The organism is Gluconobacter sphaericus NBRC 12467 (assembly GCF_006539125.1).
GTDB classification, from domain to species: Bacteria; Pseudomonadota; Alphaproteobacteria; order Acetobacterales; family Acetobacteraceae; genus Gluconobacter; species Gluconobacter sphaericus.
Genome location: NZ_BJMK01000004.1, coordinates 74,150 through 99,263, shown reverse-complemented (window position 1 = coordinate 99,263; position 25,114 = coordinate 74,150). Strand labels below are relative to the sequence as shown.

23 protein-coding genes and 1 tRNA gene are annotated in these 25,114 nt (G+C 59.3%); 14 read left to right on the top strand and 10 right to left on the bottom strand.

Features of this window, described 5'->3' with window-relative positions:
• Position 1 precedes the first annotated feature (1 nt).
• The gene (gene prfA / locus GSP01_RS04495) at positions 2-1,063 is read left to right on the top strand and encodes a peptide chain release factor 1 (protein ID WP_141351145.1); all 1,062 of its coding nucleotides are present in this window, start codon (positions 2-4) and stop codon (positions 1,061-1,063) included.
• 3 nt (positions 1,064-1,066) lie between these two features.
• Here prfA and GSP01_RS04490 read toward each other — a convergent pair whose 3' ends face one another.
• Complete coding sequence (locus GSP01_RS04490; RefSeq protein WP_141351144.1) at positions 1,067-1,537, bottom strand: hypothetical protein; 471 nt, start codon at positions 1,535-1,537, stop codon at positions 1,067-1,069.
• Between the two features lie 27 nt (positions 1,538-1,564).
• On the opposite strand from GSP01_RS04490, the gene prmC reads away from it, so the two are divergent.
• Entirely contained in the window at positions 1,565-2,446 is an 882-nt protein-coding gene (prmC, locus tag GSP01_RS04485; protein ID WP_141351141.1) for a peptide chain release factor N(5)-glutamine methyltransferase, read from the top strand.
• 228 nt (positions 2,447-2,674) lie between these two features.
• The gene (locus GSP01_RS04480; protein WP_228123806.1) at positions 2,675-3,133 is read left to right on the top strand and encodes a DUF4167 domain-containing protein; all 459 of its coding nucleotides are present in this window, start codon (positions 2,675-2,677) and stop codon (positions 3,131-3,133) included.
• A 58-nt stretch (positions 3,134-3,191) separates the two neighbouring features.
• On the opposite strand, the gene GSP01_RS04475 is transcribed toward GSP01_RS04480, so the two are convergent.
• Positions 3,192-4,061 (bottom strand): glycosyltransferase family 2 protein, encoded by an 870-nt coding sequence (locus GSP01_RS04475; protein ID WP_141351137.1) that lies wholly within the window; start codon positions 4,059-4,061, stop codon positions 3,192-3,194.
• A 76-nt stretch (positions 4,062-4,137) separates the two neighbouring features.
• Positions 4,138-4,212, bottom strand: a tRNA-Met gene (locus GSP01_RS04470).
• A 203-nt stretch (positions 4,213-4,415) separates the two neighbouring features.
• On the opposite strand from GSP01_RS04470, the gene GSP01_RS04465 reads away from it, so the two are divergent.
• A complete protein-coding gene (locus GSP01_RS04465) occupies positions 4,416-5,621 on the top strand; it encodes a mechanosensitive ion channel family protein (RefSeq protein ID WP_141351135.1) in 1,206 nt (401 codons plus the stop codon).
• On the opposite strand, the gene GSP01_RS04460 is transcribed toward GSP01_RS04465, so the two are convergent.
• Entirely contained in the window at positions 5,613-7,154 is a 1,542-nt protein-coding gene (locus GSP01_RS04460; RefSeq protein ID WP_141351132.1) for an amino acid permease, read from the bottom strand. The two genes, GSP01_RS04465 and GSP01_RS04460, sit on opposite strands and share 9 nt — an antisense overlap.
• A 38-nt stretch (positions 7,155-7,192) precedes the next feature.
• Positions 7,193-8,035: an undecaprenyl-diphosphate phosphatase gene (locus GSP01_RS04455; RefSeq protein ID WP_141351130.1), complete on the bottom strand. Its 843-nt coding sequence runs from the start codon at positions 8,033-8,035 to the stop codon at positions 7,193-7,195.
• A gap of 183 nt (positions 8,036-8,218) precedes the next feature.
• On the opposite strand from GSP01_RS04455, the gene GSP01_RS04450 reads away from it, so the two are divergent.
• The gene (locus GSP01_RS04450) at positions 8,219-8,683 is read left to right on the top strand and encodes an MlaD family protein (RefSeq protein ID WP_141351128.1); all 465 of its coding nucleotides are present in this window, start codon (positions 8,219-8,221) and stop codon (positions 8,681-8,683) included.
• 21 nt (positions 8,684-8,704) lie between these two features.
• Here GSP01_RS04450 and GSP01_RS04445 read toward each other — a convergent pair whose 3' ends face one another.
• On the bottom strand, positions 8,705-9,769 hold the full coding sequence (locus GSP01_RS04445) for an ATP-grasp domain-containing protein (protein WP_141351126.1): 1,065 nt from the start codon (positions 9,767-9,769) through the stop codon (positions 8,705-8,707).
• A gap of 5 nt (positions 9,770-9,774) precedes the next feature.
• Positions 9,775-10,341: a DedA family protein gene (locus GSP01_RS04440; protein WP_141351327.1), complete on the bottom strand. Its 567-nt coding sequence runs from the start codon at positions 10,339-10,341 to the stop codon at positions 9,775-9,777.
• A 182-nt stretch (positions 10,342-10,523) separates the two neighbouring features.
• Here GSP01_RS04440 and GSP01_RS04435 point away from each other — a divergent pair, with 182 nt between their 5' ends.
• From GSP01_RS04435 to GSP01_RS04400, 8 genes are read left to right on the top strand one after another with little or no spacing between them, the layout of a single operon-like run.
• Complete coding sequence (locus GSP01_RS04435; RefSeq protein WP_141351124.1) at positions 10,524-11,519, top strand: lytic murein transglycosylase; 996 nt, start codon at positions 10,524-10,526, stop codon at positions 11,517-11,519.
• Positions 11,506-12,354, top strand: a complete 849-nt coding sequence (locus GSP01_RS04430) for a septal ring lytic transglycosylase RlpA family protein (protein ID WP_141351325.1) — start codon at positions 11,506-11,508, stop codon at positions 12,352-12,354. The genes GSP01_RS04435 and GSP01_RS04430 overlap by 14 nt, the downstream gene beginning before the upstream one ends.
• The gene (locus tag GSP01_RS04425) at positions 12,351-13,628 is read left to right on the top strand and encodes a D-alanyl-D-alanine carboxypeptidase family protein (RefSeq protein WP_174787543.1); all 1,278 of its coding nucleotides are present in this window, start codon (positions 12,351-12,353) and stop codon (positions 13,626-13,628) included. The genes GSP01_RS04430 and GSP01_RS04425 overlap by 4 nt, the downstream gene beginning before the upstream one ends.
• A 4-nt stretch (positions 13,629-13,632) precedes the next feature.
• A complete protein-coding gene (gene tmk / locus GSP01_RS04420) occupies positions 13,633-14,277 on the top strand; it encodes a dTMP kinase (RefSeq protein WP_141351122.1) in 645 nt (214 codons plus the stop codon).
• Positions 14,274-15,197 carry a DNA polymerase III subunit delta' gene (locus GSP01_RS04415; RefSeq protein WP_141351120.1) on the top strand — a complete coding sequence of 308 codons (924 nt, stop codon included), beginning with the start codon at positions 14,274-14,276 and terminating at the stop codon, positions 15,195-15,197. The genes tmk and GSP01_RS04415 overlap by 4 nt, the downstream gene beginning before the upstream one ends.
• A 30-nt stretch (positions 15,198-15,227) precedes the next feature.
• A complete protein-coding gene (gene metG, locus GSP01_RS04410) occupies positions 15,228-16,763 on the top strand; it encodes a methionine--tRNA ligase (RefSeq protein ID WP_141351118.1) in 1,536 nt (511 codons plus the stop codon).
• Positions 16,760-17,545 (top strand): TatD family hydrolase, encoded by a 786-nt coding sequence (locus tag GSP01_RS04405; protein WP_141351116.1) that lies wholly within the window; start codon positions 16,760-16,762, stop codon positions 17,543-17,545. Before metG ends, GSP01_RS04405 begins: the two co-directional genes overlap by 4 nt.
• Positions 17,542-18,339: an MBL fold metallo-hydrolase gene (locus tag GSP01_RS04400; protein ID WP_141351114.1), complete on the top strand. Its 798-nt coding sequence runs from the start codon at positions 17,542-17,544 to the stop codon at positions 18,337-18,339. Before GSP01_RS04405 ends, GSP01_RS04400 begins: the two co-directional genes overlap by 4 nt.
• Here the strand turns inward: GSP01_RS04400 and GSP01_RS04395 are convergent.
• Positions 18,336-18,713: a hypothetical protein gene (locus GSP01_RS04395; protein WP_141351111.1), complete on the bottom strand. Its 378-nt coding sequence runs from the start codon at positions 18,711-18,713 to the stop codon at positions 18,336-18,338. The genes GSP01_RS04400 and GSP01_RS04395 overlap by 4 nt on opposite strands.
• A gap of 193 nt (positions 18,714-18,906) precedes the next feature.
• The gene (locus tag GSP01_RS04390) at positions 18,907-20,532 is read right to left on the bottom strand and encodes a porin (protein ID WP_141351321.1); all 1,626 of its coding nucleotides are present in this window, start codon (positions 20,530-20,532) and stop codon (positions 18,907-18,909) included.
• 587 nt (positions 20,533-21,119) lie between these two features.
• Here GSP01_RS04390 and GSP01_RS04385 point away from each other — a divergent pair.
• Positions 21,120-22,541 (top strand): peptide MFS transporter, encoded by a 1,422-nt coding sequence (locus GSP01_RS04385; protein WP_141351108.1) that lies wholly within the window; start codon positions 21,120-21,122, stop codon positions 22,539-22,541.
• Here the strand turns inward: GSP01_RS04385 and GSP01_RS04380 are convergent.
• Positions 22,538-25,114, bottom strand: a complete 2,577-nt coding sequence (locus GSP01_RS04380) for a cation:proton antiporter (RefSeq protein ID WP_141351106.1) — start codon at positions 25,112-25,114, stop codon at positions 22,538-22,540. The two genes, GSP01_RS04385 and GSP01_RS04380, sit on opposite strands and share 4 nt — an antisense overlap.

Sequence of the window (25,114 nt, the reverse complement as noted above, 5' to 3'; positions counted from 1 at the left end):
GATGGCTTTTGACGACAGGCTTGAGCGGATTGTTGCGCGTTCGGAGGAAGTCCAGGCTTTAATGTCTTCCGGTGAACTGACGGGTGAGGATTTCACCCGTCTGTCGCAGGAATATGCTGAACTGGAACCCGTGGTCACTTCCATCCAAGCCTGGAAAAGCGCTGAGGAACAGAAAGCCGGGGCGCAGGCTCTGCTTGATGATCCAGAAATGCGTGAGTTGGCCCAGATGGAGCTGGCAGAGATCGAGGCGACCTTGCCCGATCTTCAGTATGCCCTGCGTTTGACGCTTCTGCCGAAAGATGCAGCGGATGAGCGTAGTGCCATCCTTGAAATCCGCCCCGCAGCGGGCGGTGATGAGGCGGGACTGTTCGCTGCGGAACTGTTTGATGCCTACCGTCGTTTTTCCGAACAGAATGGCTGGCGTTTCGAGGTCATGGAATATGCCGAAAATGAAGTTGCCGGTCTCAAGGAAGGCATGGCGACCATTTCAGGCCGGTCGGTTTTTGCGCGTCTGAAATACGAGTCCGGAGTGCATCGGGTGCAGCGCGTTCCGGCAACGGAAAGTCAGGGACGGATCCACACCTCGACGGTGACAGTGGCCGTGCTTCCTGAAGCCGAAGAAGTCGATGTGACGGTCAATGACGATGATCTACGGATTGACGTCTACCGGGCCTCGGGGGCAGGCGGCCAGCACGTCAACAAGACCGAGAGTGCGGTTCGCATTACGCACATGCCCAGCGGTATTGTCGTGGCGATGCAGGAAGAGAAAAGCCAGCACAAGAACAAGGCCAAGGCCATGAAGATCCTGCGTGCCCGGCTTTATGAGCGGGAACGCGCACAGCTGCATGCCACCCGGGCTGCGGACCGGAAATCACAGGTCGGGACGGGCGATCGTTCAGAGCGCATCCGGACCTACAATTTTCCGCAAGGGCGTGTGACGGATCACCGGATCAATCTGACCCTCTACAAGATCGACCGGATCATGAGCGGTGAGTTCGATGAGATCATCGATACCCTGACCCGCGAGGAGCAGACGGAACTACTCGCCGCCGAAGGGTTCTGAGCCTCAGGTATTGGGTGTCGCGCAGACGGCGGCGCGGCCATGCCGGTGGGTGGCAACAGCAGCATCGTCGTAGTCGACCAGAAAGAAATCGGTGAAGTTATTGGTCCCCACGGCGTCGAGCGAATGCCCTTCGGGATGGTGGAGCTGTCCTTCGCTGCTGACCTGATGGGTTTCCTGATGCCCGTTATGGACGATGGTGATTTCGCCACACAGGGCATAATCGACATCGAACCGGCCGACAGGAAGCGGGATCGTCTGCGTCTCATGGGCCTTGGACAGTCCCAGTTTGAAGGTCGCAACCAGATTGCCGTCCAGATACAGGCGCGAGACTTCCGAAATTTCTTCGGGCGCGCGCTCGTCCGTCACGGTAAAGGACGTGGGCAGTTCCGTGGACAGTTCCGACTGGGCGTGAACAGGATTGAGCGTGCAGCCAAGCAGCAGGGCGGAATAGAGGAAGGCGCGTTTGGACTTCATGACACCAACTATAACAGGTTCGCGGCAATGATGGCCAAAGATGATCTTTTGCGGGAGGCGTCAGAGGCGCTGGAGCAGGCCGGGGTCGAGGATGCGCGCCGTGAGGCTCGGCTCCTGCTATGCTGGGCGACAGGACGGGATCTAGCCGGTCTTCTATCTCTGGACGATGTAGAGCCTGCGCAAGAGCTACGATTCGCAGAGGCTCTGAAGCGGCGTCTGGAGCGGGAACCTCTGGCGTTCATCACGGGAGAGACCGGATTCTGGACGCTGGATCTGGAAACAGGGCGTGACACGTTGATTCCCAGAGCCGACAGCGAAGCCTTGATCGAAGCCTTGCTGGATGTCTGTCCGGACCGCAACGAGCCGATCTCCATTCTCGACCTTGGAACAGGAACAGGCTGTTTGCTGCTGGCGGCCCTGTCCGAATATCCGCAAGCTAGGGGTGTCGGCGTGGATCTGTCTCCGCAGGCGGCGGCACTGGCAAGGCGCAATGCCATCCGGACCGGGCTGGGAAAACGTAGCGTCTTTCTGGCCGGAAGCTGGGCGGATGCACTGAACGCCCGCTTTGACGTGGTTCTGTCCAATCCGCCTTACATCGAGACCGGGGATCTGGCGGGACTGATGCCCGAAGTCTTGCAGTATGAGCCGGCGCGGGCTCTGGATGGCGGGACAGACGGGCTGGATGCCTATCGCATTCTCTGCGCTGCGTTGCCTACGCTTCTGGTCCCGGGCGGGTACGGGATCCTGGAGATGGGGATCGGGCAGATCGATGCGGTCTCTGCTCTGGGAGTGTCGAGCGGGCTGCGGGACGTGGCGCATAGGGCCGATCTGGGCGGCATCGAAAGAGCCCTCGTCCTGCAATCGGACGCGCGGGGGCGGATCGTGACGAAAAACCGTTGGCTTGACTGATGAAACTTGGTATTGCTAAAGCCAATGCATGTGAATTGAGGGTGTTTTTGCAAGCACTGTCAGGCGCATCTTTGCCCATCGTTCATGTCATCATGCACTGACGATGGAAGACTGGCTGAGCTGGGTTCAGCCATAGCGGAACAGACAAACGTCTTTTTCGACAGCGGCGGTCGGACTTTCTGCAGTTGCGGAACGGTTCACGTCATCATGAAAGTGCATCACGGGTCGATGAATATGAAGCGCATAAGAGGCCGGCATCATCGTGCGGGTAGTGGGCCATCACGCAGCAGCAATGCCCAGACACCTCTGAACCGCAACCATGTGTTTGACAGTAACGGACCCGATCTGCGGGTCCGTGGTACGGCGCAGCAGCTGTTCGAGAAGTATCTCCAGCTGGGCCGCGACGCGACCGGAACTGGCGACCGCATTCTTGCAGAAGCCTATTTCCAGCATGCGGAGCATTATTTCCGTATTCTCAATGCCATGAACCAGGCTGCCGAGAAGAGCCAGCAGGAGCGCACCGAGCGCCAGCAGCAGCGCCAGCGCGCTTATGAAGACAGGCGGGAGCCTCGTGGCGAGCGTTCCGAAGAGGAGCAGCCCTCGCAGGAACAGGACGCCGAACACAATACTGAGCGTCCCTCGGAAGATGATCAGGATCATCGTATGGCTGAAGTCGAGGCGGACTAAAGCCTCGATTCAGACAGACAAAAAAAGCCGATCCCGTAAAGGGTCGGCTTTTTTTGTCTCAGACCCGCCCTACGAACCGCTCGGGAACGCGCCACAATTCTGTGCCGCTCAGATGGAGATCAAGACGGTATCGGTCATCTAACCGTGTCTGCGCACTGTCTTCGACCTGTTGGCGCCAATGGCTCAGACGCGCGTCACGGTTATCGAGCGTGCTGTCCGTTCGGGGCAGTCCAGCCATGCTGCGCAGCATGTTCTCCCAGTCCGTGTTTTCCAGACGCTGGTGGCGCCCGACGTTCTCGGAAATCCAGGGCTGTCTGCGGGTGCGTTCCAGCCGCTTCAGTCCTGACGCCAGATCCGCGTAGCGGAGATGGAACAGGAAAAGCGGCGCTGCAAGGCTGGGAACGGCTTCCTCGCAGCAGTGAAAGCCGGGGGCCCAAGTAATGGGTGTACGGGTCAGGACCGGTTTGCACATCGCGCTGGAGAAGCGGAGATGGCGACGTTGCAGGGAGAAGGGGCGGCTGTAGTCGAGCGTCGCCTCTTCGTCCGGGATATGAATGACGTCAAACCCTGTGGCGGTGACGATCGGGGTGCGGTTCAGGAGTGCGAATTCCGTCAGGGAAGGGACGAAAGCCGGGTCAGCGAGCAGGATTTCGTCTACGTCCGTATAAATGACGCTGTCATACCATTCGAGCAGACTGTCGCAGAATTTTCCGATTGATCGGGTGCGGCGTTCATCGTCCTGCGGAGAGCGGGGGATCCGGACGACGTTGACCTGCCCCAGATGGGCGGTCGAGCTGTCATCCGATCCGTGATCGATTACGTAGCAGGCGCCTTCTCCGACTTGCGCGCTATAATGACGGCGCCAGAGCTGAAGATGTTCCGGCTCGTTATAGACCATCGTCACGACGGCGAGGGGTTTCTTGATCATGCTGGGCAGAATACAGGAAACGGTCCCGCGCAGCAGGGCATCGCCGCAATGAATTTTCTGTTTTCGGGAAAAGGGATGGTAGCGGTGGACGGATTTGAACCGCCGACCAAGGGATTATGATTCCCCTGCTCTACCACTGAGCTACACCGCCATCCGGCCGGGGTTAACCGGCGTTGTCGCGGGGTTTTAAGGGGGATCTTTCAGGGTGTCAACACGTTAGCCCCGGGAAAATAAGATGTTTTTACGGGTCGCATTGGCCGGGGTGCCCGTGGCATTTGAGGTATCACGGTTTTCCAATCCATTTGGCCTCTTTCAGGCCCGCAATTCCTTTTAACGCAAGGAGTCCTTCATCTGGTGACGCAACATTTTGTCAGCACCCTGTTTGCCATACGGTCCTACTTCACCTGGCTGCCTGCTTCCGTCGTTTCGGTGCTGATGCTGGTGGTTGTGGGGGTGCTGGCGTTCTATTGCGGCAATCTGGTGACGACGCAGCTTCTGCGGATACCGGGATCGCGCAAGGCTGCGCTGATCCGGCGCATCGTCTCTTCCCTGCGTAGGCCTACGCGGCTGATGGTGGCGCTCCTGGCCATGCTGTCCGCGCTGCCGGCTGCAACGGGATTTACGGCGGCGCAGGAAGACGATCTTCAGCTCTTCTTCCTGTTCCTGCTGATTCTGACTTTCGGGTTCTCGGCCATCATGGTCTTCCGGATCATGACGGAGGTCTATCTCAACCGCCTGGCGGCGCGCGAAGAGACCGACGACATCATGATCCGCTCGCACCAGACGCAGATCCGCGTCCTGCGACGGTTGACGGAAATTCTGGTGGGCATCGTGACTGTGGCCTCGGCGCTTATGCTGTTTCCGTCGGTCAAGCAGTACGGGCTGTCCCTGTTCGCGTCTGCGGGGGCAGCGTCCCTGATCGTCGGTCTGTCCGCACGCGGGCTGCTGACGAACCTGATTGCAGGTGTCCAGATCGCGTTGACCCAGCCGATCCGGATGGAAGATCTGATCATCATCAATGGCGACTGGTGCTGGGTTGAGGAAATCAACGCGACTTATGTGGTACTGCGGGTCTGGGACTGGCGGCGGCATATCGTGCCGATCTCGTATTTTCTGGAAAACCAGTTCGAGAACTGGACGCATAATTCTGCGGCCATCATTGGCGTTGTGTTCCTGTGGGTCGATTATCAGGCGCCGATGGACAAGATCCGCGAAATGCTGAACGAAATCGTGCGGGGATGTCCACTCTGGGACGGGCGCGTGTTCGACGTTCAGGTAGCGGATTGCGATGCGCATGTCATGTCCATCCGCATCATCGCCAGTGCGCGCACAGCTCTTCAGAGCTGGGATCTGCGGTGTGATATCCGTGAGAAAATCATCGCCCGCATCCGTGATGAATGCCCCGAGGCGTTGCCTCGTTCGCGTTTTTCCATGATGCCGCCAGCAGCTGGGGCTCAGGAGCCCTGGGAACGGATGGCGCCCCCGATCAGCCGGCCTCCGTCGGGAAGCTATATGGGCCCGGGTATGGGGCCCGGCAGTTCGTCGATGTCGTCAGACTGATGGATGCCCGGGGCGCATTTTTGAATGACGCCGCCCGTAGAAGGCGTAAGTTGCAATGCCCAGCGCCAGATAGGTTACCAGAAGGATTAGCGGGACTGGATTGCCGCTGGTGACGGCGTGAACCATGTCCGAGACCAGCGGAATAGTCATGACGAGGCAGAACAGGATGCCGAGCGCGGGTGTCGTGCCGATCCAGATCCCGCGGATGCGGATACCGCCCAGCGGGACGCTGAAGGGACGCACGATGTCAGGCCGCGTGTTGCGCTGCCAGATGACCGTGAAGCAGACAATCCCGAACGCTGCGGCGGTGCCGATGGAAACGAGGTCACTGATGATGTCGATCGGCAGCGTTGCTGTAATGAGGGCCACTACGACGCCAAGGACGATCGTTCCGATCCACGGCGTACGAAATTTCGGATGAATGACGCTGAAGATCTGCGGGATTAGGCCGTCGCGGCTGATGGTCAGAAGGACACGGGACTGCGCATACATCAGGCCCATGAGGACCGAGCACAGGCCGATCGTGGCCCCGACATTGACCAGCATGGACAGCCAGGGTGTTTGCATGATCTTCACGGCAATGGCGAGCGGATCCGGCACGTCCAGTTCACGATAGGGCACGATGCCAAGCAGGACGGTCGCGACGATCATGTAGACGATGGTGCAGATCAGCAGGCTGCCGATGATGCCGATGGGAACATCACGGGTGGGGTTACGGGCCTCGGCCGAAGCTGTGGAAACGGCTTCGAACCCTACATAGGCGAAGAAGATGACCGAGGCTGCCCGGAAGATGCCGCGTACGCCGTAATGGAACCCGCCTTCACTGGCGGGAATGAACGGGTGCCAGTTTGCTGGATTGACGGCCCCGATGCCCAGCGCCACGAATACGAACAGTACCCCGACCTTGAGTGCTACGATCATGGTGTTGATGCGGGCGGATTCCTCGACGCCCCGGACCAACAGGGCAGTTACCAGCATCGTCGCGGTAAAGCCGATCAGATCGAACCGCCAGTCGGCGCTGATCTGTGCACCGGCCGTTCCGGGTACGGGCTGGAGCGTTGCGTGGGTCAGCGCGGGTGGTATGTGAAAGCCGGTGACGCCCAGCAGGGAGCTTGCATAGCCCGACAGGCCTGCCGCGACGGCCGCGCATGAAATGCCATATTCCAGCAGCAGCAGCCAGCCGACCATCCAGGCCACTTTCTCGCCCATCGAGATATAGGCGTAGGAATAGGCCGAGCCTGACACCGGAAGGGTCGAGGATAGTTCGCCATACGAAAAGGCCGTGAACAGGCAGGCCAGTGCCGCGATAACGAAGGAAATCAGCACGGAAGGGCCTGCATATTCCGCAGCGGCCGTTCCGGTCATGACATAGATGCCCGCCCCGATCGTGGACCCGACGCCGAGGATGACCAACTGAGTGGCTGTAAGGCTGCGCTTGAGGCCATTCGTGTCGTTTTCGAACAGGACCTGTTCAAGGGTCTTCCGGCGGTCTGGTCCGCGAGTATCTGGGGGAGATTGTATCGAAGCTGGCATGATCCGCAATGTGCCGCGAAAAACGGCGGCTGGAAAGGTCAGAGAAGAATGGCGGCACCGGCGAAAAAGCCGGCCATAATGCAGTAAACACCAAACGGTGTCAGGGCCCAGCCATCATGGTTGCGAAAGAAGCGTAGCATCACGAGCGAGCATATCAGCGCGGTCAGACCGGCAACGACGGCACCGGCGACACACTGCACCATGATGTTGTGTGAGATTGTCATGTGACGCATCTGCCAGGCTTCACGAACCGTGGCTGCAAGCACAATGGGTTGGGCCATCAGAAGCGAAAACCGCGCGGCCGTTTCATGGTCCAGACCGCGCAGCAGGCCACCATTCATGGTCGCACCTGACCGGGACAGACCCGGCAGCAAAGCCAGGCACTGCCAGATGCCGATGATCACAGCATCCTTGGGAGTAAGTGTGGAGATGGGCTTGTGGTCGCGGTAGCCCTTCTGACGTCGGAGCCATTCGGTGACCATCAGCAGGAAGCCATTGAGGATCAGGAATCCCGCAACGGCGAGGGGCGTGCCGAACACGGCACGCAGGCGATGCTCCAGAAGCCATCCAACCAGAACGGCGGGAATGGTGGCGATGACCAGTAGTCCAAAGATCCGAATCGCCTCCATCTGCCGATGACTGCCGTAACGACCGAATATGCCGCCCAGAATGGCCATCCAGTCCCGCCAGAACACACCGGCCAGTGCGACCAGCGTGCCAACATGCAGCATGGTCAGGAACGGCAGGAACATCGGAGCGTGTTCGTCCAGATCCCAGTGCAGGAGCGCGGGCAGAAGTACGGCATGGCCGAGGCTGCTGACCGGGAAGGGTTCGGTAATGCCCTGAACGATGGCGAGGATGAGGGCCTGGAGAAGCGTCATGGAGCCTGTTTCGGGTGGAAGCCTTCGTCACAAAGGCGGGAAAGCAGATCACTTGCCTGATGGTGGCAGAGGACGCAACCTTGGAGGTAACCTCTTTGACACCCACGGTCTTCACCTTGACCGGGCGGTCAAGGGAGGACTAACTCCCGTTCTGTTCAAGATTTTCCGGAAGGCGAGGCTGGCATGCAGTCAACATTGAGCGGCCGTGGGGGCGCCATCCTGGCCAGTGGTCTCGTTTTGGCGATTGCCGGGATATTCCTCGTCTACGGCAATGCCCTGCGCAAAGGGCCTGATTTCCAGGGTGAGGTTCTGCACGCGGCCTTCAATTCCGCGAATGGCTTACACACGGGCGCGAATGTCGATCTTGCAGGTGTTCCGGTGGGACGCGTCGTCTCCATCACCCTTGATCCGCGTACGCAAATGGCCGATGTGGCCTTTACAGTGGACCAGCGCCTTCATCTTCCCGTTGATACGGCTGTGGGCATCGGTGCGCCGACCATGACAGCGGATAATGCCCTGCAGATTCAGCCCGGTCATTCCCGCGTGACGCTGTCTGGCGAAGGCAAGATCACCGACACGCGGGATCAGCTGTCGCTCGAACAGCAGGTTAGCAATTACATCTTTGGCGGCGGCAAGCTGGGCCAGTAAAGCCAGCCTGCCAGGCAGGATTCAATCGTTCAACGGATAAGACGCCAGCAGCCGACGCTGTTTGCGCCAAGAATGTAGCATCGAGAACGCGCCCGACGTTTTCCATCCACGCGCCCTGTTGGCAGCACCGATCAGGAACGTCTGACGGTAATGTGAGAACTGGGCGCGGTAGGCTTCCCACAGTGTTGTGCGACGGTCCCAGATATGGGTTGCTTCGGAGCCGACACCGTTGATCTCGATGATCCGGAAATTTTCGCCTCGGCGCAGATCCTCAATGGAAGCGGCTTTCACGTCCACGCGCCCGAAGTGGAAATCCGGGATATCTTTCATGATGGCGTCGAGGCATGTGGTCAGCGCGTCCGTGGTGTCGGCGCGTCCGTCGCGGAAGACGGAACCTTTGCAGTGGTTGCCTGCGAAGACCAGCGGCATTTCCTCACCCTTTGCGAGGACGTTTTTCTCCCGTCCGGCCAGACGCGGTAGGTAGATCTGCGGCACCAGGCTCATGCGGGGATCGCGCAGGATCAGTTCCTCGATCGTGGAGACGCCATCGCCCGTCAGGACTGGCGCTTCCTTGTAGGTGATCGAGGTGATGCGACCATGTGCCTCGTCGGGATGGCGGATGTAGAACAGCCCCGCCTCGACGGGGTCGGTGATGAGGTCCTGCGCCAGCATATCCACGTCATCAGGGAATTGCGGCAGGACGGCTTCGAGCTGTTCGCGGTTATGGACGAGCTTCACACCCGTGCCGTTACAGCCGATATCAGGCTTGATGACGACGGGGAAGGACAGGTCCTTGCGCTTCATGGCGTCGAGTGCACGGCGAACGGAACCTTTGCCGCTGCGAAAGACGACATAAGGCGCGATATAGGACTGGGCCGTGGAGCCGCCCATGTCGAGGATGGAGGACTTGCTCTCGCCGCATAGGCCGCCCGTTTCGATACGTGGATTGGCGGCGGTCGAGATGCTGAGGTCGCGGTATTTGATCCCCATGGCGATCCAGTACAGGACGATGGGGGTGTAGAAGATGGACCCGGGCCAGAATTCGAAAAGGGAGAGGGGGTTCTGGTCGGCTTCTGACTTGGACATTGCTGCTATTGGCTCACGGTCTGGAGGCGGGCGATCAGGCGCCCGACGACAACGATACACAGGACGAACCCCGCCAGCCCGGCCCAGCGCCAGCCCCCCTGATGGGCGAGCAGCCAGCCGCCGACTCTCATGGCGAGCAGGAAAAGGAACGTCGTCCAGACCAGCGTAGCCAGAACTGCGGTCATGGCAAAGGGAAGGAACGGTGCCCGGAAGAAACCGCAGGCCGTATAGAGTGGCAGCCTGGCGCCGGGCACGAAGCGGGAGATGGCCACGACGCGGATGACGTTCGTGCTGAACCAGTCTTGTGTACGTTCTCGTTTGGGAAGGGTCAGGAACCGCTTGAGGTAAGGCCAGCGGGCACCGGCGGCGCCAAGCCCGTACAGGCCCATATCCCCGACTGCTACCCCGAAATACAGCGCACCCAAGGCAACGGGGATGCTGACTTCTCCGGCGCGGGCAGCAATGGCGGAAAGCACCGTTGCTACGTCTTCGAGAATGAAGGTGCCAACAATGATGGTGGCTGCCTTCAGCCAGGCTGGCTGCGAGGCCATGGCGGGGCCGATGGCGATCACGAGTGGGGAGGTTCCATGAACATTGAGGCGCCGGTTTCGCATGCCAGCGCGCCAACGACAATCTTGCCCTGCCATATTTCGGCGCGAATGACCTGCGACACTTCCGCCGAGGCTGGCGGTGCGTGCCGCGGATTGCTAGCGTATGTCCTATCATTTCTACCCGTAAGGGACTGGTCCTAACCGTGCTTCAAAGACGCCATCTGCTTGCCGCCCTGACTTCCGTTGCCGGTTCGGCGGTGGCCGGGCTTTCATCCGCCAATGCGCAGGTTAGTGTGCAGAGTTATGGCGCTTTTCTTGAGAGTGTCCGGGCACAGGCTCTGGCCCAGGGTCTTTCACCTTCGATCGTCTCGCAGGCCCTCAGTCTGACGACGCAGCCCAACCCCTCCGTACTCAAACTGGACCGTCACCAGCCGGAGTTCACCCTGACCTGGGCGCAGTATCGTGATCGCGTTCTCCCGGAGTCGCGCTTTGCGAAGGGGCGGAGCGTCTACGCCGCTCAGCAGGCCGTGATGTCTCCCATCAGCGCACGCTTCGGATGCGACGATCGCGCTGTCATGGGGATCTGGGGTCTCGAGTCGGGATTTGGTGCCCATGACGGAACGTATCCCGTCATCGACGCGCTCGCGACTCTGGCTTTTGACGGACGGCGTTCTGCCTTCTTCCGCAATGAACTCATGAAGGCGCTCCAGATCCTGAATGATGGCGATATCGCACCAGCTGCAATGATCGGCAGTTATGCGGGTGCCATGGGGCAGGCGCAGTTCATGCCTAGCGCCTATCTGCGTTACGCGGCGGATGGGGACGGGGACGGCAAGCGCAACATCTGGACATCAGAACCAGACGTGTTCGCGTCCATCGCCAATTATCTCGGAAAATGCGGCTGGCAGCGCAACGAACCCTGGGGCCAGGAAATCACGCTGACCAAGGTGCTCGACAAGGCCGAGATCGGCCGGACCCGTCAGCGGACACTGGCCGAATGGATGGCGCTGGGTGTGCGTCGCGTGGATGGGACGGCGTTCTCGCAGTCGAACGTAAAAGGCGCTGTCGTGCAGCCCGATGGCCCGGGGACACAGGCCTTCATGGTCTATCACAACTTCAACGTGATCCGCCGTTATAACCCTTCGGACTATTATGCGCTCGGCGTCGGGCTTCTGGGGACGGGCATTGTCTCTGCGTAATTACGGGGCCGCTCTGGTCCTTCTGCCCCTTCTTGCGGCCTGTCACCGTGAAGGGCCGACGCCAGCCGCGCATCCGCATTACGAATTGGGAAGTGCCTGGCGCGGAACGCACGGCTGGTTCTATCCCAACGAGCAGTTTGACTACCACGTGACAGGTCTGGCAACGCGGCAGCAAGCACCGGTTGGTGGATTGACGGCGGATGGTGAGACCTGGTCTGCGAGCGGCATGACAGGTGCGCATCAGACGCTCCAGCTTCCGGCGATCGTCAGTATCCGCAATTTGCTGAATGGGCGGATCGTCCGGATCCGGCTGACCGATCGTGGGCCGGCGGATCCGGGGCGCATCATTGCGCTTTCTCCGAAGGCTGCGGATCTGCTGGGCATGACTGTGGATACGCCCGTTGAGGTCACGGAAGACGAAGCGGCCAGTCGGGCGCTGGCGGAAGGGTTGGGCAAGCCGCCTGCCCAGAATATTTCAGCGGCTCCTGTCGGGGAAGTTCGCGAGACATCCCTGAGTGACGGGTCTTCGCGGGTTTATGGTAACGACTCGTCCGCGGCGTCGTCTTCCGTTGCCGTGGAGCCGTTGCCTACGACCTGGATGCAGGGCAGTTCGGGGCCGTCGGGGCTGTATGTCCTGATGGGAATTTTTTCTGGCCATGCGACGGCGGCAAGTGTCGCACTGCGCTGTGGTGGTACAGTCCTGCACGCCTCCGAAGGCGCGGGACTGGAATGGCGTGTTCTTGGCGGGCCCTATGCCGATATCGCACAGGCAGACGCGGCACTGGACCGCACCCGTCTGTGCGGGGTAGAGGGCGCGCGGATCATTGTGGAATGATGGCCGGTTGTGTGAAGGCCGTGAAACTGGGGACGAACGTGCGGACTAGACGCTCTCTTTTCGGTGGGGTGGCAGGCATTGCGGCCTGTGCTTCTTTTGCGGGACCCCTGAAGGCGTTTGCCCGCCCGCACCGTCATGCAGGCCACGCTGCGAAAACCGCGGCTGCGGCTCCTGCGGCTGACGCACCTGTCGGCACGCCGGCAAACACGCCGATCGGACCGTTCGATACCGTGGCGCGCTGGGCCTACGTCGTGGATTACGACACGGGCGCTGTCCTGCTCGACAAAGCTTCCGAGGAGCGTATGGCGCCGTCTTCGCTGACGAAGATGATGACGGCCTATATCGTATTCGGCATGCTGGCGACGGGGCGTATCCGTCTGGAGCAGAGCCTGCCGGTCAGCGAGAAAGCCTGGCGTACGCAGGGCTCCAAGATGTTCGTGCCGCTGGGCCAGAGCGTTCTGGTGTCCGACCTGATCCAGGGCATGTTGATCCAGTCAGGCAATGACGCCTGCATCGTGCTGGCGGAAGGGATTGCCGGATCTGAAGAACGCTTCGTTGCGATGATGAACGAAGAAGCGCCGAAGCTCGGCATGATGAACTCACATTTCGCCAACGTGACGGGTCTGCCGGCGGACGGTCACTTTATGACGGCCCGCGATGTCGCGACGATCGCGTCCCATCTGATCCGCGATTTCCCGCAGTATTACCATTATTTCGGAGAACTTGAGTTCACCTACAACCATATCCGTCAGGGTAACCGGAACGTGCTGGTCGACAAGGGCCTCGCTGACGGTCTGAAGACCGGTCATACCGATGCGGGTGGGTTTGGCCTCTGTGCCAGTTCCAAGCGCAATGGGAACCGCGTGATCGTCGTCATCAACGGAACGTCGTCGAGCAATGAGCGTGCCCATGAGGGCGAGCGTCTGATGTCTTGGGCTTTTGCCAATTTCGAGAACGCTACGCTGTTCCGCCGTGGTCAGGTCGTGGACTCCGCACCGGTCTGGATGGGCGAACACCGTCAGGTCTCTTTGGTCGCAGGTGCTGATATCGTGATGACGCTCCCGGTAGGGTGGCAACAGAGATCCCATATCGGGGTAGATTATGCGTCGCCGGTGATTGCACCCGTAACGAAGGGGCAGGTTTGCGGAGCGCTGGTGATTTCCGCGCCGAACATGGCCGATATCCGCGTGCCGCTTGAAGCAGGCGAATCGGTGGCGAAGCTTGGACTGGTCGCCCGCGCGATGACGCGTCTGGGCCACGGCCCTGCGCAGTAAGGGCATGGCTGAAAAAGGTTTGTTCATCACACTTGAAGGCGGTGAGGGCGCTGGGAAATCCACCCAGGCCCGCCTTCTGGCCGAGGCCCTGCGCGCGGAAGGGCACAACGTCCTTCTGACGCGGGAGCCCGGTGGTACGCCGGGTGCGGAAGAAATCCGCAATCTGCTGTTGTTCGGGAAGGTCGATCTGTCCTGGCGGGCAGAAATCCTGATGCACATGGCCGCACGGTCGGACCATCTCGACAACGCTATTCTTCCTGCACTCTCTCGCGGCGAGATCGTGGTGTGCGACCGGTTCCATGATTCGACGCTGGCTTATCAGGGCCATGGCGTCGGGCAGGGCGCGGCAGAGGTTCTGACGTTCCTGAATGATGCGCGGCGCCTCGTAAATTGCGAACCCGCTCTGACGCTCATGCTGGAACTCCCGCGAACGCAGGCGCTTGAACGTCTTAACGCCCGCGGTGGTCAGACCGATCGTTACGAGGGTCAGGCGGAAGCGTTTCACGAGCGTGTTCTGGCGGGCTTCGATGCTATTGCCTCGGCTGACCCGGCGCGGGTGAAGCGTATAGATGCAGCCCGTACGCCCGAAGTCGTCAGTGCGGCGCTCCTGCGGGCTGTGCACGACCGTCTTATGGTTCAGGGCGTGTGAGCGATCCGCGTTACACTCTGGGCCTGTATGGTCATACTGACGCAGAAGCAACATTCCGGCAGGCTGTGGCTGGCAGCAAGCTGCACCATGCCTGGCTGATCTGCGGTCCGGCCGGAATCGGTAAGGCGACACTGGCCTTCCGGCTGGCGCGCATGCTTCTGAACGCGGAACATCCGGACTCCTCGCAGGCGCGACGTATTGCAGCCGGAACGCACGGAGATCTGCTGGAGATCTCGCGGGCAGTGGATGAGAAAAAAGGTCGTCTGCGTGGGGAGATCACGGCAGCCGATGTACGCCCGGTGCAAACCTTCCTGCATCATACCGCAACTGAGGGCGGCTGGCGTGTGGTGATCGTGGACGGGGCTGAGTATCTGAACCGCTTCGCAGCTAATGCCCTGCTCAAGATCCTCGAAGAGCCACCCCCACGCTGTGTCCTGCTGCTAACGACGTCTTCTCCAGGCGCACTCCTTCCCACGATCCGTAGCCGGTGCCGAATGCTCACGCTGTCCGCGCTGTCCGATACGGATATGCGCGCCGCACTGCCCGGTATTTCTGCTGATGTGCTGGCACGGGCCCACGGATCGCCGGGCCGGGCACTCTTTCTCTCGCAGGACCGGGACGGGGCGATTGCGTCATTTGTGGCGGGAATCCTCAGTGGACAGGTGCGCGCTTCTGAAGCCATGGTGTTAAGCGAACGTATTGCAAAAGAAGCGGAAGGTTTCGCATTGCTCTGCGATTTGCTAGGCGAGGGACTGGCAGACCGTGCGCGCTCGGCAGCGCGACATGGGGATCTTGCAAAGGCCGATCTGGCGGCGCGGCAGTGTTCTGAACTGGACACGCTGAGGCGTCAGACCGAAGGCTTCAATCTGGACAAGGCCCAGGCCATCCGTCAGGCAGCGGAACTCGCTTCCGGCAGCTAAGATGGTCAGGGCGTTATGAAACGAGTGGACATGACGCGGCGCTTCACCATCACGACCCCGATCTTCTATGTGAACGGCGCTCCGCATATCGGGCATGCCTATACCTCCATCGCGGCCGACGTTCTGGCCCGCTTCCATCGCCTGAACGGCGAAGAGGTTCTGTTCGTCAGTGGGACGGACGAGCATGGCCAGAAGGTCGAGCAGACGGCCGTCGCCAAGGGCATGGACCCGCAGGCCTACGCTGACGAGGTTTCGGCTTCCTTCCGCCAGATGCAGAAGGACATGGCGATCTCGACCGACGAGTTCATCCGCACCACCGAAGAGCGCCACAAGGGCGCAGCCAAGGCGTTGTGGGAGAAGGTCGCGGCGAACGGACATATCTATCTGGGCGCCTATGAAGGCTGGTATTCCACGCGCGATGAAGCGTTCATTAGCGAGGACGAACTGGTCAAGAAGCCTGACGGAACGTTCGTGGCGCCGTCCGGTGCGCCGGTCGAGCGCGTCAAGGAGCCGTCCTATTTCTTCCGTCTGTCTAATTTTCAGGACCGGCTTCTGAAACTGTACGAAGACAATCCCGACTTCATCGGCCCTGTTGGCCCGCGTCGTGAAATCGAAAGCTTCGTCCGTCAGGGCCTGCGCGACCTGTCCGTCAGCCGCACAAGCTTCAAATGGGGTGTACCGGTTCCGAACGATCCGGACCATGTCATGTATGTCTGGTTTGACGCACTGGCGAACTACCTGACGGCCGTGGGCTACCCCGATCTCAACGATCCGCGGGCGAAGTTCTGGCCGGCGGATGTGCATGTTATGGCCAAGGAAATTGCACGTTTCCATTGCGTGTACTGGCCTGCGTTCCTGATGGCGGCCGGTATCGATCTGCCGAAGAGCGTCTTTGCCCATGGTTGGTGGACGGTCGAGGGTGAGAAGATGAGCAAGTCTCTCGGCAACGTCCTTGATCCGAAGGCGTTGGCCGACGAATTCGGGCTGGATGCGCTACGCTTCTTCCTGATGCGCGAAGTGCCGTTCGGCGGCGATTCCAATTTCAGCCGTCGCTCCATGATCACCCGCACGAATGTTGAGCTTGCGAACGATCTCGGCAATCTGTGCCAGCGTACGTTGAGCCAGGTGGCCCGCAATCTGGGGGGTGTTCTGCCCGAGCGCGGCACGCTGACCGAAGACGATCAGGCCATGCTGGCCATGGTGACGCTGCTGCCGACGATTATGTCCGAGCAGATCGAACGCAAAGCGATCACAGATGCGCTGGAGGAAGTCTGGAAGGTCATTCGCGCTGCCAACTCCTATATCGACCGTCAGGCGCCTTGGGCCCTGAAGAAGACCGATCCGGAGCGCATGGCGGACGTGCTGCGGGTTCTCGTGGACATGATCCGAGGCATCGCAACCATGCTTCAGCCTTTCATGCCGAACACGATGGACAAGATGCTGACACAGCTCGGCGTGCAGGACGACGAACGGAATTTCGCGGCTCTTGAAACGCTGATCCCCGCTGGCCGGACGTTGCCCAAGCCGGAAGGTCTGTTTCCGCGCTTTGTCGAGGAAGAGGCATGACGGGGCTGATCGACACCCACTGTCATCTGGACAAGCTTGATGATCTTGCGCCTGCTTTCGCGCTGGCACGGGAGTTCGGCCTCTCCGGAATGATTACGATCGGCACGCGCTTTTCCCAAGCGGATACGCAGATTGCCCTGACGCAGCATGACACGTCGGATCTGCGGATCTGGTGCGCGATTGGCATTCATCCGGATTATGCGGGTGAAGAGCGTCTGCCATCGGTTGAAGAGCTGGTCGCGAAGACGCAAGCTCCGTGTGTTGTGGCAATCGGGGAAACGGGACTCGATTATTTCCATAGCGGGGATGAAGCCAAGCCAGCACAGCACGCTGCCTTCCGCACCCATATTGCGGCTGCGCGTCAAACGGGATTGCCTGTCGTCATCCACACCCGCAACGCGGATGAGGATATGATCGCCATTCTGCGTGACGAACATGCCAAGGGAGCGTTTCCGTTTCTGATCCACTGCTTCGCGTCCGGTCCAAAACTGGCCGAGGCGGCTCTGGAGCTGGGGGGCTATATCAGCTTTTCCGGGTTGCTGACCTTCCCGAAATGTGAGGAAATCCGCGACGTCGCACGGATGGCGCCGGAAGACCGTATTCTGGTGGAAACGGACAGCCCGTTTCTTGCTCCGGTCCCGAAGCGCGGCAAACCCAATACACCAGGTTACGTTGCCCATACGGCTGCACGACTGGCTGAAGTACGGGGTGTTTCGCTTGATGACATCACGCGGATCACGACTGAAAACGCTGAACGTCTCTTCACAAGGATTGCTGCATGAAGGTTACGATCCTCGGATGTGGCGGTTCTGCGGGCGTTCCCATGATTGGGGGCGAGGAGGGGCCACGTACGGGGATCTGGGGCGCGTGCGACCCGATGGAGCCGCGGAACCGGCGTACGCGGTCATCGGTCGTGATCGAAGGTGAGGGCGGTTTTCGACTTCTGGTAGATTCAGGGCCTGATTTTCGCGATCAGATGCTGAACTGCGGCCTGAGTCATGTCCATGCGGTGCTCTACACGCATCCGCATAGCGATCATATTGGCGGCCTGGATGAATTGCGGGCCATCAACCGTGTGATCGGCACGCCTCTGCCGCTGTTGGCGACGCCGGACGTGCTTGAAGAATTGCGTCTGCGTTACGCCTATGCATTCGCGCCCTGGAAAGGGCCGGAATTCTATCGGCCCGTTTTTGAAGAGCGCGTCGTGCAGGAGGGAAAAAGTGTTTCTTTTCCTGGGTTAGACATCCAGATTTTCGAACAGGGCCATGGGCGGATCACATCTCTGGGCGTGCGATGTGGCACCTTCGCCTACAGCACGGACGTTGAAACACTTTCAGACGAGGCTCTGTCCACGCTTAACGGTGTGCAGACCTGGATTGTTGACTGCTTCCAGCACGACCCGCATCCGGCTCATGCCTGGCTTGAACGTGTGCTGCAATGGCGTGAGCGACTTGGCGTGCGTCACGTGATCCTGACCCATATGGGTCCGGAGATGGATTACCGGTCTCTGTGTCAGATGCTACCCGCAGGCGTCGAGCCAGCGTATGATGGAATGTTGCTTAATCTTCAGGATTAATGCGAGGTGCTCGTCTGTATCGGGCTGCCTGGGACGAGAATACTTAGTCCTTCCAGATGCGTCATCGGTTCAGAAGGTGGGACTGATGGATTGGACGGATACTTCACGCCATTGAACTGCATGCGACTGCTTACAAGGGCAGGGTGCCCATCCGGCAGTCTTCCGGAATAGGAAATGACGAGATCATGCCAGCCCTGTGACAGATGAGGCAGGAGGTGAACGGGCAGCTGAACCAGCATCATGCGTGACAGGATGCGCCAGTCATTGCCACTATTCGTGAGTATGAAGAGCGTGCATCCACCGGTTGCGCCGCACCATTTGCGGTCTCGGGCATAGACAAGATATTGCCGTGATGTACCGGCTTCGTTCAGCACGACATCCGCTCCTTGATATCGGGATACTCCGAGCTTTGATCCTATCAATTCCTGCAATGTGGTGGCAGGTGTGGCGCCAGCCACCCCATGGAGCGCGAATAGAGCGCACAGCACAGGGGCGGAAAAATACATCCATCCTCATCGTAGTCTGCTTTTTAAAACCCGGGCAGGGAAGCTGCCCGGGTCCTCAGGCTCAGAATGTCATCATCGCACCGGCGGACATCGTGTGGTCGCTTTCGTGGGCGCTGCTGTGGGAGTCCGATTCCGTATGCGCATATTCGCCCACGATCGTGAACCAGTCCGTCATGTTGTAATAGATCGCTCCGATTTCGGACTGGTTACGCCGGACCATGTCCGGATTATCTTCGCCAGCGGCCTGATAGAGGTTACTGACACCATAACTCCCCACGACCTTGAGCTTGGGCAGGATTTTGTAAGCCGCCTGAACGTAGTAACCTTCGGAATCACGCTTGCGCCCATCGGCTGAAACGCCATCGAAGAAAATACCCGTCGTTCCCAGACCGCTACCATAATAGTAATAGGCCACGCCTTCAAACGGCCCGCGCGTGACCTTCATGCCAACATCGCCCGCTTCGACGGTTGTTCCTTTGCGGCTGTTGGTGCCCAGTGTCGAACTGGTCAGGTTCTGTTGATGCTGGACGAGGAAGCTGCTCCAGAAACGGGTCGTGAAGCCGGCGATATTGCCGTCATAAGTGACCTTGCCCTGAAGCATAGGGGAGCTGTGCTGGGTCGTGGTTGCAGAGATACCACCGCCGGCATAATTATATTCATCCAGAGGTGTCATGACGCCAACGGAGGCCTGAAAACCTTTCCATTTCGGCGAGATATAGGTGATCTGAGGCAGCCAGTCGGTATAGACGTAGCCAACGCCAATGCGTCCCAGTGAGGTGTTGGCCGGGTTTGCGTTGCTGCCGGTGCTACCGACGCTGAGAAGCGTGGCATCGTTCAGAATGGCGTCGGATGCAAAGAGCGCGATATCACGACCCAGCTTGATCGTACCAAACTTATCGGTTCCAGCGGTCATGTAAACCTGACGGAAATCGAGGCCAGCCGTTCCAAGTCCGACCGGACTGCCACCGGAGTTGGCGTTGAAGGTACTGGGATTGTTATTGTTGATGCCGGGATACATACCAAAAACAGCGCCGAGCTTAATCCCGTTCTGCACCGTGTTCAGCTTGAGGATCAGGCCACCCGGCAGCAGGCCATTACGAATCGACGAGGAATCAAAACCGCTGCTTCCGGTCGAGACACCACCAGCAACAGCACGGCCGCCGGCAGGGCTGTTATAGGTATAGTAAGCGTTGACGAATCCCGAGATGTTGATGTCGATCTGGCCGGCCTGAATCGTAACGCCTTTGCCCGCGACATAGGGCTTCACGCGTACGATGCTGTCCGGATTGTACGTGCGGCGCGCTTCCAGAAGTGAATTGCGGGCATCCTGCGCACTCGCCGACGCTTCCATGGCAGCGCGACGAGCTGCGGAAACGGCCGCAATGGTCGTGACATCCGGGGGAGCCTCCAGGCTGCTGCCTTCATTTTGGGGTCCATAGCGCATGTAGCGGTTGCGATGACGGGACGGAGCGGCAGGGGTGCTCTCATCGTCGCGCTGTAAGGAAGGATGCGAGTGGTGCTGGTGATGGGCCAGCAGAACATTGTATTCCGAGCGGGTCAGGCTGCCCTTGGCCCGGAGAATGTCGAGCAGTTCCGTATAATCATCTGCCCGTGCGACATTCGGCAGGACGGAGAGTGCAGCAACGCAAAATGTGCTTCCCAGGAGACTCAGGCGGCACAGGGACATAGATGGCATATAAACAGCCGCTCCCGCGGATACACCGGTACTCACAAAACGGGCGTGCACCGGTAAAATGGACTACAATGCTTTTCCTAGCGTGAATGGAGACATTCTTCGCAACAATAGGATGTGTTCTCACAAAAATGTCAGAAATACAGGCTTCCAATATACATAAGTTGGCATAATATATCTTATGCGACATTTGTGTGAGTGTGATCCCGGCCCTGATATACGTCCGGATTTCTCTCCATCAGGTTGCTCTGAGAACAATAATATTGGCAGTTTTCAGCTATTTTTTACCAATGGCATAATGCCATTATTATTTCGTTCTGGATTTTCTGGCATCCAGAAGTTGATTCCTGATGGATGCAAGGCTTTCCCGTAACGGCAGGCTTGCTGTCTATGGCAAAATGCCAGCTTTAGAAATTGGGCCATTTTGCCACAGATCGGAGGCTGACTCGCCTTGTTGTTATCTTATGCCAAAATGCCACAAATTTATCATATGGCATTTTGCCACTTCTCTCGCTCCCTCTTTACCTCACCGCCTTTCTCCCTTTACGCAGGTTCTCCCGCCCCTGCGTGAATGAGGCCGCATGACCGAGATCCTTCCTGCTTCCCCGACTGTCGAACCGTTTTCCGCAGCAAAACAGCGGGAACTTTGGGGGCAGCCCGTCGGGTTGTGGGTGCTGACGCTGACTGAAGGCTGGGTTGGGTTTTCGCTCTATGGGATGCAGGCCATTCTGGCCCTATATCTGACCGACCATCTGCTGCAGCCGGCGTATTCGGGAGCCGTTGTGGGTCTCGGACCGCTTGAAGCTCTTGTTTCGGCCATTTATGCGCCTGTGGGACCGCGCGCCATGAGCGCAGCCATTACGGGTCTGTTCCTGGCGTTGATTTATGCCACCCCTCTCCTCGGTGGGTTTCTGGCGGACCGCGTCCTCGGTCAGACACGGACTATCCTCTTGGGCGCCATTCTGATGACAGCGGGCCACTTCTTAATGTCATTTGATTGGAGCTTTGTACTGGCTCTCGGTTTTCTGTTGGCTGGTCTTGGCATGGCTGGCGGTCTGCGGGCACAGGTCGGCGCACTGTATGAATTGGATGACCGGCGGCGTTCGGATGCTTATCAGATTTACATGATGGGACTTCAGGTCGCCGTCATCGTGTCCCCGGTCCTGTGTGCGAGTCTGGCGCAAATCGAATGGCACTGGGGCTTTCTGGCAGCAGGCCTGGGTATGCTGATCGGGCTTGTGGTTTATCTCGTGGGGCGGCGCTGGCTCCCCGATCCTGCTGTGCTTCAGTCTGCGGCCCCGGCCGCACTCACAAAACATGCACGTCCTGCCCTGACATCACAGGAAAAGAAGACGGCCCTGCTGCTTTTGGCGCTTGTGCCTGTCCTGGCCGTGGGTGCTATCCCGAACTCGGAAATCTTCGATGGCTACCTGCTCTGGGGGCGCGAACATTTCCAGCTTCATCTTTTAGGATATGAGATGCCGGTGAGCGATCTCATTTCCCTGGACGGATTTATCAGCACCCTGTGCGCCGTGCTGGTTCTGTGGTTCTGGAAGATCTATGCGCGTCGCAGGCCCGATCTGTCGGAGATATCCAAGGTCGCATTGGGGACATTCATTGGCGCTTTCGGGCCGCTGATGCTGGCTTTGGGGTCATGGATCAGTCCGGGTCCCCATGAGGTTAGCCTCTTCTGGGGGCTGGCCTTTCACATCATCAATGACATCGGTTTTTCGATGAATTATGCGATCGGAATGGCGCTTTTCTCTCGCGCAGCCCCGGTGAGCTTGAACACAATTCTCGTTGCCTGCTTCTCGCTCCATCTGTTTCTATCTAACCTGTTGATTGGAAAGCTGGCGACATTGCTGGGACGGATTTCCGACGTCTCGTTCTGGTTGATGCATTCAGGAGCCGCGCTTGTAGCAGCGGTAATCCTCGGCTTCTGTGCTGTGCGCTTCCGTGAGCTTCTGGCCCCCGGCAAAGCGACCGCGCCGCCCGTGCCTTAAGGCCGCGGCACAACCAGATGTCGCATTTCTGGCGCCGATGCGGTTGAGATAGCATCGCCATCCAGCGTGCGAACTGTGACAGGCGTCAGCAGCCCGTCTGCTCTTTTCTGACTGCGCTGGATAATGAGGCGTTGTACGATGGGATACTCCTTCAGTAGCTTCTCGAACACTGGACGTGGAATGGCGAGCAGATGGCTGAACTGCAGGGAGCGGACGGTTCCGGGCATGGTCTCGTTACGAATGACGGAAGCCGCACCGATCAGGTCTCCGCTTCCGAAGAGCAGGTCGCGTTCCGCCAGATTGACTTCTGCTAGCCCTGCTACCTGCGCATAGACGACGCGCACGCGCTGCCCGCGCTTGAACAGGACCTCGCCGGGCGAGACAAAATGCATGGAGACCTTGCCCGAGAGCTTTTGAAGCACGCTGTCGGGAACCCCGTTGAAGGCCGGAAAGGCTCTGAGACGTTGTTCAATGCCGCTCTTGAGATTGAAGCGCAGGGGGGCATCCAGACGCGCGCGCTGGCGTTCGATCTCACGATGAAGTTCGCGGTGCAGTTCCTCGGAAATCAGGTTGTCTGCTTCGAGCGCGTCATATTCCTCATCCTCCAGACGCAGGGCAATCTGGCGCAGAATGCGGCTTTCCAGAGCTTCGGAATAGCCGGAGTAATGCAGACGCAACGTTTCCAGTGCATCGTCCAGAAGCTTGCGCTGGCGGCCGAGCACTTCAGACACGATTTCTGTGATACGTGGGCCAAGCGTTGGTTCCATGCGCTGGCGGATGAAGCGCTGAAGCGATAGCGAGACGAGATGCGCGATGATGAGCATCTCGAAGCGCTCCATCATGCAGTTCGTCAGCGGCTCGTCGATATGCAGGCGGCTGTGAAGCTCCTGCGCGATCCGGAAGCGCAATGAGGGCTGAAGGCGGCGCTTGAGGGCCCGGACATAACCATAGCGCCCTTCAAGGCGCGCACCATCGGCCATAGACTCAGCCGTCCGCAGCAATGTCTCCATCACGCGCCGGGACAGCCCCTGAATGCGAAACAGGTCCAGCAGCAGGGAGCGCTCCTGGTTGGCGATGGTGATCAGGGCGATATTGACGCGGTTGCGATCGCTTAGGGCGGATTCAAAATTGTTGGCCGCCCTCTCCTTTTCGGCGCGCCGCTCAAGGCGGCTGACGACGCCGGCGCGGGTCTGCTCGCTGAAACCGAGTTCTTCGGAAAGTTCCCGTGTTCGTTCGGCAACCTCACCGAGGCCAATGCCCACGATCTGCTGACGGATGGCCTGATCAATGGGTGACAGCTGATCCAGTTTGAAGAACAGGACAAGCGCCCGCAGCGTGGTCCCGTTGACCAAAAGTGTGATGAGAACGAAGCCGGTGGCGATGATGCCGATGAAATGCGCAACGGGGCTTGAGACGCTCTGGTTCTCGGTCACCGCTAGAGCCAGCGCCAGCGTAATGGCACCACGGATACCACCCCAGGCCATCGTGGCCTTGAAGGGATTGGGAACGGGCGGCGAGAGCTTCGTGATGGCAAGAAGTGGCAGCATTCCGAAAATCACGGCCGAACGTGCGATTAGGCCCGCGACACTGGCGATCAGGATCAGTACGAAATCCCATTTCGTCATACCGATCAGCAACCGGGGCACGAGCATGGCGGCCAGAAGGAACACGAGAGAGCCGGCCCAGAAAACGAGCTGCTCCCACATTTCGTTCAGGAAACGCCAGACCTGCGGCCGGAAAGTGGACGGCCCGTAAGCGGAGACCGTCAGGCCCGCAGCAGCTGTTGCGACTACGCCGGAAAAGCCGAGCATCTCATCACAAAGGATGTAGACGGCATAAGGTAGTGCAAGGGTCAGCGTGACTTCCGAAGCAGCTGATCCCCCCAGTCCAGCGATCAGCAGTAATGTGAGACGAGCCAGGCAGACGCCAACCACGATCGCCCCGATGAAAGCCGTCAGGAAGTCCATCAGCGCGTCGGCCAAGTGGATATGATGATGCGAGGTGACGGCTGCCAGAAGGATCGAGAAGATCGAAATGGCTGCAGCGTCGTTCAGGAGTGCCTCACCTTCGACAAGGCGCGTCAGACGCGAAGCAGCTCCGATTTCACGGAAGATTCCGGCCACGGCAGACGGATCAGTCGTCGCCACGATCGATCCCAGAAGCAGGCAGACGACAAGGCTCTGTTGCGAGAACGGATAAAGTGCGAAGCCAATGGTAGCGGTCGAAACGATGACAGCGACAACTGCCAGCAGCAGTACCGTTGCTGTCTCATGGGCCAGACGTCGCACGTCGATGGCCATGGCTCCCTGAAACACCAGGATGGGCAGGAAGATCAGCAGGAAAGCTTCACTATTGACCGGGAAATAGATCAGTGCCTCGGCCGCTCCATCCAACAGATCGGTCGCAGACGAGCGCACGATAAGGGACGCAACAAGGCCCAGCCCGATCCCGGTCAGGGCCAACAGGACAGCTTCGGAAATCTCAAGACGTTTCGCGAGGGGCTGGATAATGCTGACAAGCGTGAGCAGGAACGCAAGCGCTAGGAGTACGGCTGCCAGTCCTGTCACCATCAT